The organism is Pseudomonas izuensis (genome assembly GCF_009861505.1).
In the GTDB taxonomy this organism is placed as follows: domain Bacteria; phylum Pseudomonadota; class Gammaproteobacteria; order Pseudomonadales; family Pseudomonadaceae; genus Aquipseudomonas; species Aquipseudomonas izuensis.
This window is the reverse complement of sequence record NZ_WTFT01000026.1, coordinates 112,958-125,835: the sequence shown is the minus strand read 5'-3', so window position 1 is coordinate 125,835 and position 12,878 is coordinate 112,958. Positions and strand designations below refer to the sequence as shown.

Sequence of the window (12,878 nt, the reverse complement as noted above, 5' to 3'; positions counted from 1 at the left end):
ACTTGCCGTGCACGCACAGCGCGTCCCGGAACGCCCGGAACCAAAAGGGCCAGCAGACTAGCACAGATGCCATCGTGTTGATCAGAGCCGTCAGCGCTGCGGTGTGGAACGCTGATCGATCGGCACCTTCAGACTTTCATCGATACCACCGAGCCCGCACATCTCGTCATGCACCAGATGATGCACAAGGTTGAAGTTCAACCTGGGAAAGGAGCGCAGCACATCGCGGGCATGCTCCACGGAACGCAGGTGCATCATGTGGCCGTGAGTGTCGCTCAATGGATAGGCTGCGCCATGCATCCGCGCCTCCAGCAGGTAGATCCCGCCTTCCATCGAGATCAGATTCAGCTCATCGACCTTTCCGGCGACGGCATAAGCATTCAACTCTTGCAGGTTCATGAACGCACCTCATGCGGCGAGCCATTACCTTTACAGGGATATGCCTCGCCGCATCAAAGTACAAGCCACAAACGCCACCGTCTGTCTGTTTCAGTGCTTGGTCACTTTATCCAGGTAACCCATGGCGAACGCCGACACTACGAACGTCATGTGAATGATCACGTACCACTGCAGGTGCTCAGGATCGACGTTCTTGGCGTCCATGAAGATTCGAAGCAAATGGATGGAGGAAATCGCCACGATGGAAGCCGCCACCTTCATCTTCAGGGAAGACGAGTCCATGGTGCCCAGCCAGTTGAGCTTTTCCTTGCTGTCGTCGATGTCCAGTTGGGAAACGAAGTTTTCGTAACCGGAGATCATTACCATCACCAGCAAACCACCCACCAGCGCCATGTCGATCAACGACAGCAACACCAGGATCAGGTCCGATTCGGCCATGGAAAAGACATTGGGGATGACGTGGAAGACTTCCTGGAAGAACTTCAGTGCCAGGGCCAGCAGCCCAAGGGACAGGCCGAAGTAGATAGGCGCCAGCAGCCAGCGGGAGGCGTACATTGTGTTTTCGATAAAGCGTTCCATTGAATCTCACACGTGTTTGAAAATGGCCGCGAGTATAACAGCCGCCTGTTGCCCCCAGAAACCGTCGGGAAATCCGTCACCTGCGCGTGTGTGTCAAAGTTTTTCTGCTAGTGTCCAAACCATTGACAGCTCAGTGATATCGGACAGGAAAACTGGAAATGGATCTGCGTTTGCCTTTAACCAGTGCCGGAGTCTGCCTGGCTCTGCTGATGAGCGCTTGCTCACCCAGCGACGAGAAGCGCGAGGTCAGCCTTGAGGAGAAAACGGCGCAGTTCGAAAAATCGCTGGATACCATTGCAGATCCGAAACTCAAGGATGCCGTGGCCGAACTCGGTGGCTCGCTGTTATTGCTCGAACGGGCGCAACTCAAGCTCGACAGCAAACCGGTAGTGACCGAATACGGTGAAGACGCCCTCGCCATTCTCAAGCACTACCCCTCACCACAAGCCCTGGTCGACACTTACATCAACGGCCTGTTCGTGCTGCATAAGGACTCCAGTTCCGACTACCTGACCGACCTGCAACCGGTGTTTCCCTTCAACTTCAGCGCGCCGGCCGCGTTTCTTTTTCCCCATGGGCTGGAATGGCAGTCGGTCACCCTGAGCAATAAACGCGTCATTGCCTTCCAGCCGGAATGGTCGGAAACCGATCCCGGTATCCAGCTGAGCCCTTCGAGCTCCAACCTGACCAATCCCGATGACCTGACCGTGGCCTACCCGTTCATCGAAGGCCTCGATGTCGACATCAAGAAGCAGCCGCAACCGGTCAGCCTGCAAGGCAAGGTGGAAGTCATTGCGCCGCGCCGGCTCTACAGCTTCGACCTGACAAAAAAGGATGTCGGCCAGACTCGCACGAACGACAATCTCAGCGTCACCCTGCTGAAACTGGGCAATAACTACGCGGAAATCGAATTCAACAACAGCGCACCTCAGGCTCCGGAGATCGGGGAAACACCCCTGAATCCGCTGATCATCCAGGCCCGGGACGCCACCGGGCAATTTCTCTCGCGTTCAGGCTCGATCAACGAAACGGCTGCGCAGATTGCCTTCTATCAGCAGCAGCTGGCAAAAATGCAGCAACAAAAGGCCTGGAGCGAGGGATTCGAAAAACAGCTCGATGAAGAACAGCGCACCTTCGAGAAGCAACAATCCCACCGGTATTCGAAGGTGTATTTCAACGGACCGATCGACACCCTCGAAGTCAGCCTGCTGGACTTTTCAGCCGTCACGGTCACCCGCAAGGACCTGGACCTGCCAGTCCGTCGTTTCGACCGCCACACCACACAGAAAACCATCCAGCCCCTGAACCTGCCCGTGGTGGTGTATGACGACCAGGCGCCGAACTGGCTCAAGGGTGCGACGTTGACCGAGGATCAACTGAAAAAGGCTGTCAGCATCAGCCAATCGGTGGAGGACCCGAGCGCTGCGCGAGTCGAGTTCACTCACCTCAGAAGCTTCAATGACGAACTGCTCGGCACCTCCTTCAATCCAGGTGAAAGCCCGGTCAGCTTTTTCACCGAGGATGGCAAGGGTAAACGTTATGAGCCGATCGAACTGCCACCGGAGGCGTATCAGGTCGACCCCCTGCGCGGCACCATCACTTATGACTTGAACCTGTTTCCGGAAACACCGGCGTACGTGGTGGGCTCCATACCGCTGTTCCTGGCCACCGTCGACAAACAGAGCATCGACGCCCGCCAACTGCCCAAAGGCCTGGATCTCAAAGGCAACGCACTGGTGGTGGATCTGAAGGTGTTTCCCGAGCAGGATTGGCGGTTTTACGCCAAGGACGACAGCGGTCATTACCTCAAGGAAATTCTTGCGGTCAACCATGATGCAAGCCCGGAAGGCCCCGGGCTGTTTGCCGTGCATTACTTCTATGGGCAACCCACGCGCCTGGAAGCCTATCAGCGAACCGACCTCGCCACCGTGCAATATGGTTACGAGGTCAAGCTCGACAAGGCTGACATGTCCAAGCTGGCCCAATAGCGCGAATCAATGCTCTGGACGGAACTCGAAGCCACCCACGCTGCGGCAACGGCCACCATTGATTTCCCGCAGCTGGGCTTGCAGATGCAGGCACCAGATTTGCGGATCGTCGGCCAGCTCGTAACCGTGCAGGGTCAGGCTTTCAACAATGGTGTCGAGGATGGACTCAGCCACGAAAGGGCCATGAAACGGGCCTTGGGCTTTGATGGCTGAAGGTTGCTCACCGGCCATTCCGGCGGCGAACAGTAAGGTCCACATGCCCGTATCACCAGCCAGGGGCTTGATGGCGCATTCGATACGGGTCACAAGACCCAGACATTGACGGGTGAGGCAGAGGTTGCGCGACATGGCGGCGACCCTCGGTAGATCCGGTATTCAGCCTTTACGCAAAGGCTGTCTCGATCCAGTGATTACTGTCCATATCCTTGTGCTGATAATAGAGGAAAAGTTTGACTGGCACGCCAGGTGAGACCAGAAGGCGCCGAATGGTCATTGTGTGAATATTGACGCCAGAGTGATGGCACTTTTGAGTTTCAGCAACACCCAAAAAATCTGTGGGAGCAATGCTTGCTCGCGATAGCGGTCGGTCATTCAAAAGATTTGTTGAATGTCAGTCCGTCATCGCGAGCAAGCTTTGCTCCCACAAGGGTCGGTGCTTTAGGCCGGTTTGGTTTCAGCCAACGCTTCCTGGGCCAATTCCTTCTCGGCTTCTTTCAGGTCTTCCTCGCTGATCATTTCCGCGATGACCCGCAAGCGCTCCACCACTCGCGCGTTGACGCTGCCTTCAGGAAACTCGCCATTCTCGTCGGGCTCGCCTGCCGGCTCGCCGACCAACAGGCTCAGCGCCTCGTCGGCCTGGCGTACCGCATAGACATGGAACTGCCCCGCGCGCACCGCGGCCAGCACTTTCTCGTCGAGCATCAGCGTGGCCACGTTCGCGTGCGGAATGATCGCCCCCTGCTCCCCGGTCAGCCCACGGGCCTCGCAGAGCCGGAAGAAACCTTCGATCTTCTCGTTGACCCCGCCCACCGCCTGCACTTCACCGAACTGGTTGATCGAGCCGGTGATGGCAAAGCACTGCTTGAGCGGTGTTTTCGACAGGGCCGAAATCAAGGTGCATGCCTCGCCCAGTGACGCACTGTCGCCATCCACGTAACCGTAGGATTGTTCCAGCGCGATACTCGCGGAAATCGCCAAGGGGAATTCCTGGGCGTAACGGCTGCCCAGATACCCGGTCAGAATCATCACGCCTTTGGAGTGGATCGGTTGACCGAGGTTGACCTCACGCTCGATGTCGACGATGCCGCTGCCGCCCGGGTACACCGTGGCGGAAATGCGCGCCGGTATCCCGAAGGCTGAATCGCCGACCTCCAGCACCGTCAAGCCGTTGCACTTGCCGACGGCGGCGCCATCGGTATCGATCAGGATGATCCCCGCCAGCATGTCATCGAGAATCCGCGCCGACACACGCCCCGTGCGGGTGGCCTTGGCCTTGAGTGCCCGCTCGATGTGACCGGCGTCGGTCATTTCGTCAGAGGCCAGGTGACGAATGAAATCCGCCTCGCTGACCAGTTGGAACAGATCCCCGATCCGCGCCGACAACCGCCCCTGATGTTCGGCCAGACGTGCGCTGTACGTTGCCAGACGCGCCACCGCATCGGCGGTCAACGGCGCCATGCCCTCTTCGGAGGTACGGGTTTTCAGCAACTGGGCGAATTGCTCCAGGCTCTCGTCGACCATCGGGATGTCTTCATCGAAATCCACCAGGACGCGGAACATTTCCTGGAAGTCCGGATCGAGGTCCTGCAGCGTGTAATAGAGCGAACGGGCGCCGATGATGACGACTTTGACCTGCAACGGAATGTGCTGCGGCGTCAGGGTCACGGTGGCGAAGCGGCCCATCTCGCCCAGCGGTGATTCCATTTTCAGCTTGCGCGATTGCAGGGCGCGCTTCAGCGCGTCCCACACGAACGGCTCGCTGAGCATCTTTTCCGCTTCAAGGATCAGAAAACCGCCGTTGGCCCGGTGCAGCGCACCCGGCCGCAGCTGCCGGTAGGTGGTGTACAGCGCGCCCTGATCGGTGCTGTATTCGATGCGGCCAAACAGGTTTTCGTAAGTCGGGTGCGGCTCGAACACCACGGGCGCACCGCCACTGGCCGAATGACCGACCACCAGGCTTGGTGCGTATTGCTCTTCCAGCAGTTTACGGGCGACAGCGTCGGTCTTGCTGTCGTCGACCAGTTGCTCGACCACGGTTTTGAGCAAGTACACCTGCATGGCTTGCAGGTAGCCGCAGACCGCCGCGTTCTCGGCGTATTTCTCCGACAACGGCGACAGCAATGGCTGCAAGGCCAGTGTGATGGTTTCTTCGTTGAGATGGCGCAGTTGATTGCTCGACTCACGCTTCCATTGCGGCAGGCTGGCGAGTTCTTCGTTCAGGCGCTCTTCGAGGTTGGAAATATCCTCGTGGAAGCGCTCGCGATCGACTTCCGGTAACTGGGCGAATTCCGCCTCATCCAGTGCCTTGCCTTCGAGCATCGGGGTAAATGCGATGTTGCTGCTGTCGCGGTAGAGCGCGACGTCTTTCTCCAGGGCCAGGCGCTCGATCACGTCCAGCGCCTTGTCGTAGCGCTGGTTGAAGGCGCGGTCGATGGCACTTTTTTTCTGCTGGTAGGACGGGTGTTCGAACACGGCTGGAAAGGTGGCCAGCAAGTTATCGATCAAACCGTTGATGTCACCGATGAAGGCGCCAGCGGTGCCCGACGGCAACTCCAGCGCGCGCGGCTCGCGTGGCTCATCGAAATTATTGACGTAGACCCAGTCCGCCGGGGTCTGCAGGCGCTTGCCTTCGGCCTTCAGGTAGCGTTTGACGAACGAAAACCGGCCGGTGCCGGGCTCGCCCATGACGAATACGTTGTAACCGGGGCGTGGCATGGCCACACCGAACTGCAAGGCTTCGACCGCTCGTTCCTGGCCAAGCACACCGCGAAAGGGCTCCAGATCATTGGTGGTAGAGAAGCTGAACTGTTCAGCGGAAAACGGACGGGTCAGCGCTTCGGGCGCTAGACGCAAGCTGGCAGCAACAGGATCAGGCATCGGGCTTCCTTACATCAGGCGGGGCAGATAGCGGCATTCTGGCGCCGCCCGTGCCTGACTGGCAAGGAGCGCCTCAGGCCAAAGCATAGACAAGCCGAAACCCCGGCGTTGAGCGGCGCAAAATCACTGCTTTCCTCGAATGTTTTGCAAAAAATCACGGAACCGCGCGATCGTGCCTAAACTCCAAACTGCGCGGCTGGACTGATAACCGGCCCAAATGGCGCCGTTGGGTCTGTACGAACCTCGCAGTTTGCGTACAGAGCCGGGCCAGACCCTTGTTCATTGGTACGCACATAAAGAGAACAAAGCTATGAAACGGATTCTTCTCGGTACTCTCTTCACCGCTGTATCCATCAACGCTATGGCTCAGGCGCCAGGCGGCCCGGATTGCGGTTGGGGCAACATGCTGTTCGAAGGTCAGCGTGGTACTCCGGCTCACTTCCTGGCATCCACCACCAACGGCACCTCCGGCAACGCAACCTTCGGCATGACGTCTGGCACCAACGGCTGCGCCACCAACGCGGCGCTGACCTATGGCGGCAAATCCTGGTTTGCCATGAATGGCATGATGAACGAGCTGTCCGAAGACATGGCCAAGGGTCAGGGCGAAGCGTTGACCACTTACGCCGTGGTACTGGGCGTGGCGCCGGAAGACCGTGCGCACTTCGCTGCCGTCACTCACGAACACTTCCAGCAGATCTTCAGCAAGGCGGATGTGACCGCGGAAGATGTGCATACCAATACCCTCGCTGTTCTGAAGAACGATCCACGTCTGGCCAAGTACGCCACTCAAGCATAAGCTCGACCCGCCCGCCTCTCTTCGGGAAGCGGGCTTTATTTTTTGGACCTGCCCAATGCCAATCAACTGTAGGAGCTGGCTTGCCAGCGAAGCTTTTTGGCGTCTGTACAGACGCCTTCGCTGGCAAGCCAGCTCCTACAGTCAGCTCCTACAGGCAAACGGCATCAACCGCGTTGGGCCTTCATTTTCCTGTTTAAGTTGCTGACTATGCTCAAACGCCTTGCCTGGCTGGCGCTCTGTGTCTGCGCCCCGCTGTCCGCCGCGCCTCACATTGACAATCAACGTTTGCAGCAACTGGCCAACGACCCTTTCTGGATTTCCCTGGGTCACTACGAAACCGCCAAGCTCGGTGGCTGGCGCAGCTACGTCAGCGACAAGAAGTTTTTCCTCGCCGTCGATGGCAATGAACACCCTGACCATGAACTGGCGGCTACCGTACAAGCGCTATACGCCCCGGCCAGCGCTGGTGAACGACATGCGCAATGCGTTTACCCGGCGCGCACCCGCTGGCTGAAAGCGCAGCTCAACCTGACCGGTCTGCCGACGCCGGATTGCGCCGAGTTCAAGCAGTGGTTCAAGGACGTCTCGCCCCATAGTGCAGTGATGATTTTCCCGGCGGCCTACCTCAACAGCCCGTCCTCCATGTTCGGCCATACCCTGTTGCGCATCGATCAGGCTGATGTGCAGAGTGACAAGACTTCGCTGCTCAGTTACGCGATCAACTTCGGCGCATACATCGAAGGCTCGGACAACAGCATCCTCTACGCCTGGAAAGGCCTGATGGGTGGCTATCCCGGCCTGTTTGCCCTTGTGCCCTATCAGGAAAAACTCTCGGAATACCGCAGCCTGGAAAACCGCGACCTGTGGGAATACCGCCTGAACCTGACTCAGGCCGAAACCGAGCGCATGGTCGAGCACGTCTGGGAGTTGAAGCAGATCAAATTCGATTACTTCTTCTTCGACGAAAACTGCTCCTATCGCCTGCTGGAACTGCTGCAAGTGGCGCGTCCGAGCCTGCGTCTGACCGAACAATTCCCGCTCACCGCCATTCCCACCGACACCGTCAAAGCCGTCAAGGAGGCCGGGCTGGTGGAGTCCATTCAATACCGCCCTTCCCGCGAACGGGAATTGCTGAGTCGCGCCGAGTCCCTGACCGAAGAAGAACAACAGTGGGTACTGAAAGTCAGCGCCGACCAGAAACAACTACAAACCCCGGCGTTCCAGGAACAACCCGGTGACCGCCAGGCGCTGATCATCGACGCAGCCTATCGCCTGGAACGCTACCGCGCCAACGGTCAGGAACGAGACCCGCAACGGGCGCAACGCAGTTTCGAATTGCTGCGGGCAATCAACCGGAACCCGGCGCCGGAGCTGGACATCCCGCAACCCGGCCTGCCCGAGGACGGCCACGAATCCCGCACCTGGCAGGTCGGCCTCGGCACCCGTGGCGACCGCGCGTTTGGCGAATATGGCCTGCGCATGGCCTATCACGACCTCAACGACAACGCCGAAAGCTTCCCCCTCGGCGCGCAGATCGAAATCCTGCAACTGAAACTGCGTCAGTACGAAGGCAATGATTGGCAAGTGCAGCAACTGGACCTGGCGACCATTCGCTCCCTGACTCCGCGCAATGAGCTGCTGCAACCACTGTCGTGGCAAGTCACGGGTGGCCTGGAGCGGGTACCGGGCAAGCATGACGATGAGAACCTGGTCAGCCACGTCAATGGCGGGGGCGGCGGCACCTGGCAACTGGGCGACGACATGCTGGGTTTCGCCCTGGGTACCGTGCGCGTGGAGCACAACAATGATTTCGCCGGATTTATCGCGCCGGCGGCAGGTTTCAACACGGGCCTGTTGTGGAAAAACCCGCTGGGCAACCTCAGTCTGGAAACCAGGGGTGATTTTTTCACCAATGGCGAAGTGCGCCGCAGCGTCAGCCTGAATCAGCAGTGGGAATGGTCACGCAACCTGGGCGTGCGCCTGAGTGCCCAGCGTGAATTCAGTCACCTGGCCTCGCCCGAGAATGAAGTGATGCTTGAGGTGAAGTGGTATCACTATTGACGGCCAAAACTCGCAAGAGCAAAGCTTGCACGATGGCCCAACCCCACTATCGGGAGAACACCATGAGTCGCGCCTTCGTCAATGAAGACAACGCTGCCGCGCAAACCGATCAGCCGGTCGAACGGCAGGTCAGCGGGCAGCCCAATTACGTCACGCCCGCCGGCCTGAGCCTGTTGCAAGACAAGGTTGCCGAGTTGCAAGTGCTGCACGGCGAGCAATCGGCACTCGGCGATCAGGCGGACAAACAACGGATGGCCAACCTTGAACGCGACTTACGCTACTTCCATCAACGCCTGCAAAGTGCCCAGGTCGTGCCGCCCGCGACGTCAACCACAAAGGTCCAGATCGGCAGCCGGGTCACCTACGCCGATGAACAGGGTACCGAGCACCGCGTACAACTGGTCGGTGAAGACCAGGCCGCTGCCGCCAAAGGCCTGATCAATTGGGGCTCGCCGCTGGGTCGGGCGTTACTCGGGGCGCACCCCGGTGACGAGGTGCTGTGGCAACGCCCGGCCGGCGATCAACGGATCGAAATCATCCGCATCGAACCGGCTTAGACGACGCCCTGGGCCAGCATGGCATCGGCAACCTTGACGAAACCGGCGATGTTCGCGCCCTTGACGTAGTTGACCTGGCCGTTCTCTTCACCGTAATGCACGCAAGCGTGGTGGATCGACTGCATGATTGCGTGCAGCTTGCTGTCCACTTCACCACCGGTCCACAGCAGGCGCATGGCGTTCTGCGACATCTCCAGCCCGCTCACGGCAACTCCGCCGGCGTTGGACGCCTTGCCCGGTGCGAACAGAATCCCCGCCTCGATGAACAGGTCCACCGCTTCAAGGGTGGTCGGCATGTTTGCGCCTTCCGCCACACACATACAGCCGTTGCGCAGCAGCGTGCGAGCGGCATCGGCATCCAGTTCGTTTTGGGTGGCGCACGGCAGCGCGATGTCGCAGCTCAGGCCCCACGGGTGCTGGCCGGCGAGGAACTCCAGACCGAAACGGCTGGCCAGTTCGCTGATCCGCCCGCGCTGGACGTTTTTCAGTTCCAGCAGTGCTTGCCATTGTGCTTCGGTCAAACCGCTTTCGCAGTACAACGTGCCTTCGGAATCCGACAGCGAAATCACTTTACCGCCCAGGTCCATGACCTTGCGTGCCGCGTACTGCGCAACGTTGCCGGAACCGGAAATCGCCACGCGCTTGCCTTCGACTGCCAGGCCGCGACGCTTGAGCATTTCCTCGGCGAAGTACACGCAGCCGAAGCCGGTGGCCTCCGGGCGAATGAGGCTGCCGCCGTAGCTCGGGCCCTTGCCGGTCAGAACGCTGGTGAACTGGTTGCTCAGACGCTTGTACTGACCGAACAGGAAACCGATCTCGCGGGCGCCGACACCGATATCACCCGCCGGCACATCCACGTCGGCACCAATGTGACGGTACAGCTCGCTCATGAAGGCCTGGCAGAAACGCATGACTTCCGCATCGCTTTTGCCTTTCGGATCGAAGTCCGAACCACCCTTGCCACCACCCATGGGCAACGACGTCAGCGAGTTTTTGAAGGTCTGCTCGAAAGTGAGAAACTTCAACACACCCAGGTTCACCGAAGGGTGGAAGCGCAAACCACCCTTGTACGGACCGATGGCGCTGTTCATCTGGATGCGGAATCCGCGATTGACCTGCACCTTGCCATGATCGTCGACCCAGGAAACCCGAAACACGATTGCCCGCTCCGGCTCGCAAATCCGCTCCAGAATGCCTGAAGTCAGATAGTGCGGATTGGCCTCGAGAAAAGGCCACAAACTGCGCAGAACCTCTTCGACAGCCTGGTGAAATTCAGGCTGGTCCGGGTCGCGTTTTTTCAGGCGGGCAAGGAAGGATTCGACGGATTCGATCATGGAAAGGTCTCGGCAAATTTATTGTCGTTGGAAGAAATTGAGCCGGACTGTAACAAACGATTCGCGCACAGGAACAGAGCAAAGTGTCGCCTTTATGAAATTAAATGGTGCACAGGATATAAATTAGTCCTGTTTTCCAGGTATTTTTGCACCTCAATAGGGAGGTCATCCTTGAGTTATGCACCAACAGTTACACCGCCATAGCGAGCAAGCTTTGCTCCTACAGTTGTGTGGGAGCAAAGCTTGCTCGCGATCGACTCACTGCGACATCACTGAAAAACCGCGCAAAAAAACGGAGCCCAAAGGCTCCGTTCTTTTTTCATGCAACCAACCCCAAATCAGGCCAGTTTCTTGTGCCGTACACGATGTGGCTGGGCAGCCGCTTCGCCGAGACGCTTTTTACGATCGGCTTCGTACTCGGTGTAGTTGCCTTCGAAGAACACCGCTTGCGAGTCGTCTTCGTACGCCAGGATGTGAGTCGCGACGCGGTCAAGGAACCACCGATCGTGGGAGATCACAATGGCGGCGCCCGGGAAGTCCAGCAGGGCTTCTTCCAGGGAACGCAGGGTTTCAACGTCGAGGTCGTTGGACGGTTCGTCGAGCAGCAGGACGTTGCCGCCCTCCTTCAGGGTCAGGGCCAGGTGCAAGCGACCGCGCTCACCACCAGACAGGTCCTTGACGAACTTCTGCTGGTCGCCGCCCTTGAAGTTGAAGCGACCGACATAGGTACGCGACGGGATCTCGTAGTTGCCGATGCGGATCTGGTCGGAACCGTCGGAGATCTGCTGGAACACGGTCTTGCTGCCGTCCAGGTCTTCACGGCTCTGATCCACGCAAGCGAGCTGTACGGTTTCGCCGACTTCGATGCTGCCCGAATCCGGAGTTTCCTTGCCCATCAGCATGCGGAACAGCGTGGATTTACCCGCGCCGTTACCGCCGATCACGCCGACGATGGCGCCTTTAGGCATGGAGAACGACAGGTTGTCGATCAACACGCGATCGCCGTAGCCCTTGGTGACGTTCTTGAATTCGATGACCTTGTCGCCCAGGCGCGGACCGGCCGGGATGTAGATCTCGTTGGTTTCGCTGCGCTTCTGGAATTCCTGCGATTGCATTTCTTCGAAGCGTTGCAGACGGGCCTTGGATTTCGACTGGCGAGCCTTGGCGCCTTTGCGCACCCACTCCAGTTCTTCCTTCATAGCCTTTTCGTGAGCCGACTGTTGCTTGGATTCCTGGGCCAGACGATCGGACTTGGCTTCCAGCCAACCCGAGTAGTTGCCCTCGTATGGAATGCCCGCGCCGCGGTCGAGTTCCAGGATCCAGCCTGCGACGTTGTCCAGGAAGTAACGGTCGTGCGTGATCGCGACCACGGTGCCCGGGAAATCGTGCAGGAAGTGCTCAAGCCAGGCGACGGAATCGGCGTCCAGGTGGTTGGTCGGCTCGTCGAGCAGCAGCATGTCGGGGGCGGACAGCAGCAGGCGGCACAGGGCCACGCGACGCTTTTCACCACCGGAAAGGTGTTCGACCTTGGCCTCCCAGGCCGGCAGGCGCAGCGCATCGGCGGCGACTTCCAGCTGACGCTCCAGGTTGTGACCGTCGCTGGCTTGCAGGATCGCTTCCAGCTTGGCTTGCTCGGCAGCCAGTTTGTCGAAGTCGGCATCCGGATCGGCATAAGCCGCGTAGACCTCGTCCAGACGCGCCTGGGCGTCCTTGATCACGCTGACCGCTTCCTCGACCACTTCACGCACGGTCTTGGTCGGATCAAGTTGTGGCTCTTGCGGCAGATAACCAATGTTCAGGTCCGGCATCGGACGGGCTTCGCCGTCGAACTCGGTGTCGACGCCTGCCATGATCTTCAGCAGCGTGGATTTACCCGAACCGTTGAGGCCGAGCACGCCGATCTTGGCGCCGGGGAAGAACGACAGGGAGATGTTTTTCAGGATTTCCCGCTTCGGCGGAACAACTTTGCCCAGCCGATGCATGGTGAATACGTATTGAGCCATGGAGAACCTAGGGTCAGTGACTGATGAATGAATAGAGCGCAGGCGATGCCTGGCCAGACCTT

10 protein-coding genes are annotated in these 12,878 nt (G+C 59.0%); 4 read left to right on the top strand and 6 right to left on the bottom strand.

Going from position 1 to position 12,878, the window contains the following annotated elements; all coding sequences use genetic code 11:
- Nucleotides 1–90 precede the first annotated feature (90 nt).
- Both GPL81_RS21530 and GPL81_RS21525 read right to left on the bottom strand, forming a co-directional pair.
- On the bottom strand, nucleotides 91–399 hold the full coding sequence (locus tag GPL81_RS21530) for a DUF6482 family protein (RefSeq protein WP_096515055.1): 309 nt from the start codon (nucleotides 397–399) through the stop codon (nucleotides 91–93).
- A 90-nt stretch (nucleotides 400–489) separates the two neighbouring features.
- A complete protein-coding gene (locus GPL81_RS21525) occupies nucleotides 490–978 on the bottom strand; it encodes a TIGR00645 family protein (protein ID WP_007990463.1) in 489 nt (162 codons plus the stop codon).
- Between the two features lie 158 nt (nucleotides 979–1,136).
- Between GPL81_RS21525 and GPL81_RS21520 the strand changes: the two genes are divergently transcribed.
- The gene (locus GPL81_RS21520) at nucleotides 1,137–2,966 is read left to right on the top strand and encodes a hypothetical protein (protein ID WP_160108367.1); all 1,830 of its coding nucleotides are present in this window, start codon (nucleotides 1,137–1,139) and stop codon (nucleotides 2,964–2,966) included.
- A 6-nt stretch (nucleotides 2,967–2,972) separates the two neighbouring features.
- Here the strand turns inward: GPL81_RS21520 and GPL81_RS21515 are convergent, their stop codons facing one another.
- Nucleotides 2,973–3,314, bottom strand: coding sequence for a PA4575 family protein (locus GPL81_RS21515; RefSeq protein ID WP_047533476.1), 342 nt, complete (start codon nucleotides 3,312–3,314; stop codon nucleotides 2,973–2,975).
- A 309-nt stretch (nucleotides 3,315–3,623) separates the two neighbouring features.
- Nucleotides 3,624–6,062, bottom strand: a complete 2,439-nt coding sequence (locus GPL81_RS21510) for a Lon protease family protein (protein ID WP_160108366.1) — start codon at nucleotides 6,060–6,062, stop codon at nucleotides 3,624–3,626.
- 310 nt (nucleotides 6,063–6,372) lie between these two features.
- Here GPL81_RS21510 and GPL81_RS21505 point away from each other — a divergent pair, with 310 nt between their 5' ends.
- From GPL81_RS21505 to GPL81_RS21495, 3 genes are all read left to right on the top strand, one after another.
- Nucleotides 6,373–6,861 (top strand): DUF3015 domain-containing protein, encoded by a 489-nt coding sequence (locus GPL81_RS21505; protein WP_096515049.1) that lies wholly within the window; start codon nucleotides 6,373–6,375, stop codon nucleotides 6,859–6,861.
- Nucleotides 6,862–7,068: 207 nt separating this feature from the next.
- Nucleotides 7,069–8,922: an Lnb N-terminal periplasmic domain-containing protein gene (locus GPL81_RS21500; protein WP_160108365.1), complete on the top strand. Its 1,854-nt coding sequence runs from the start codon at nucleotides 7,069–7,071 to the stop codon at nucleotides 8,920–8,922.
- Nucleotides 8,923–8,984: 62 nt separating this feature from the next.
- Nucleotides 8,985–9,479: a GreA/GreB family elongation factor gene (locus GPL81_RS21495; protein WP_160108364.1), complete on the top strand. Its 495-nt coding sequence runs from the start codon at nucleotides 8,985–8,987 to the stop codon at nucleotides 9,477–9,479.
- Here the strand turns inward: GPL81_RS21495 and gdhA are convergent.
- Together gdhA and ettA are read right to left on the bottom strand one after the other, a co-directional pair.
- A complete protein-coding gene (gdhA, locus tag GPL81_RS21490) occupies nucleotides 9,476–10,813 on the bottom strand; it encodes an NADP-specific glutamate dehydrogenase (protein WP_160108363.1) in 1,338 nt (445 codons plus the stop codon). The genes GPL81_RS21495 and gdhA overlap by 4 nt on opposite strands.
- A 338-nt stretch (nucleotides 10,814–11,151) precedes the next feature.
- Nucleotides 11,152–12,816 (bottom strand): energy-dependent translational throttle protein EttA, encoded by a 1,665-nt coding sequence (gene ettA, locus GPL81_RS21485; protein ID WP_096515042.1) that lies wholly within the window; start codon nucleotides 12,814–12,816, stop codon nucleotides 11,152–11,154.
- Between the last annotated feature and the right edge of the window lie 62 nt (nucleotides 12,817–12,878).